At 59.0% G+C, this 1800-nt stretch carries 1 protein-coding gene; it reads right to left on the reverse strand.

Annotated elements, in window-relative coordinates; translation table 11 throughout:
• A partial coding sequence (locus EET03_RS22265) for a beta strand repeat-containing protein (protein ID WP_136625750.1) occupies nt 1-1800 on the reverse strand: 1800 nt, incomplete at both ends.

Consider the following 1800-nt stretch of genomic DNA (forward strand, 5'->3'; position numbering starts at 1 on the left):
CCCCCGGCCCCGCCGCCACCTGCAACACCGGAATCACCACCGGACCCACACCCGGACCCGAAATCCCCAACTGCAACGACTCCCCCGCGCCGCCCACACGCAAATCCAACGACGGACCAGTAATCGTGATCGGATCCACCACAATCGGCCCAATAGTGCCGCTCAAATTATTACCGTTCAGATGCAATGTCGGAATGGTGAAGCTGCCGATCACGATGTCGCCGAGGTGGCCGGTGATGGGGATGTTGAGGGGGACGTTGACGTCGAGGTTCAGTGAGATTGCCGGGATGGTCAGGGTGTAGTCGAAGCCGGCGTGGCCTTGGCCGTCACCGCGCCAGAAGAAGCCGTTGTTGAGGTTGCCCTGATTGAACCCGCCGGTGTTGACATCGCCGGTATTGGCGATCCCGGTGTTGAGGTTCCCGGGGTTAAACCAGCCGGTGTTGGTGTCCCCGGCATTCCACGAGCCGGTGTTGGAGGCCCCCACATTGAAACTGCCCGAGTTGTAGGAACCCGCATTGCCCACCCCGGTGTTGAGCAACCCGGCGTTAAACACCCCGGTGTTCAACCGGCCCGGGTTGAACAACCCCGTATTCAACTCACCGGAGTTGCCCACCCCCCAGTTCCCGGTCCCGGAGTTGAACAACCCCACATTCCCGATGCCCGAATTGAACAACCCCACATTCCCACTACCGGAATTCCACCCCCCGAATCCGACCTGACCATCACCACTCAACCCGATCCCAACATTATGGCTACCGGTGTTCCCGAACCCGAAATTGCCGATCCCGGTATTCCCGAAACCAAAGTTGTAATCCCCGGCATTCCCCAACCCGACATTGTACGACCCCAGATTCCCCGGCCCGAAGTTATACAACCCGATATTCCCCGAACCCACATTGAAACTCCCCAGGTTCCCCGACCCAAAGTTCCAACCACCCAGATTCCCAAACCCCACATTACTACCACCAACATTGCCCCCACCCACATTCCCATCACCCACACTCCCAAACCCAACATTGCCCACCCCCACATTCGCCAACCCCGCATTAAAAACACTCACCCGGTCGGTGCCCTGGAAGAACAACCCCGACACGTTGTCCCCGACATTACCCACACCCGAGGTCGACAGACCCAACATATTGCTGTTATTGATCCCCGACAGCAGCTCACCCTTGTTGATGAAACCCGACACCAGATTACCCAAATTCTGATAACCCGAAGTCAGCGACCCAACGTTCCACCCACCCGACACACCACTCCCACTATTGCCGAAACCCGACCCGCCACCCACACCCGAATTAAAGAAACCCGACGACGGCACACCCGTAGTGTTCCCAAAACCCGGAGCCGCCGCCAGCTGGAACACCGGAATCGTCACCGGCCCAATACCACCCGCCACATCCGCCGACAACGACGTCGTATTATTGCCCACCACAACATCATTAAACGTAATCGGATTGATGGTGATCCGCGGAATGGTGATTGCACCTATTTGATCACCAATGTCCACTCCTATGGAAATCGGCAAAGACGGTAGGTCGAAGCTGAAACCTAGGTCGGTGCCCGGGATGTTGAAGTGGATGGTGGTGCCACCGGTGGAGCCGAGGAGGGTGAAGTGGGCGTTCACCGGGATGCTGGTGGTGCTGTCGCCGATTCCGTGCAGGGTGATGGGGTTGACGGTCAGGCCCGCGATGTTGCCGGTGATGGGGATGTCGAGTGTGCCGCCTAGTCCGAGGGTGAGGGGGATGTTGGGGATGGTGATGGTGTAGTCGGCGGCGATGAGGCCCTGGCCGGTGCCGC

Source organism: Mycobacterium innocens, from assembly GCF_900566055.1.
Taxonomy (GTDB): Bacteria; Actinomycetota; Actinomycetes; order Mycobacteriales; family Mycobacteriaceae; genus Mycobacterium; species Mycobacterium innocens.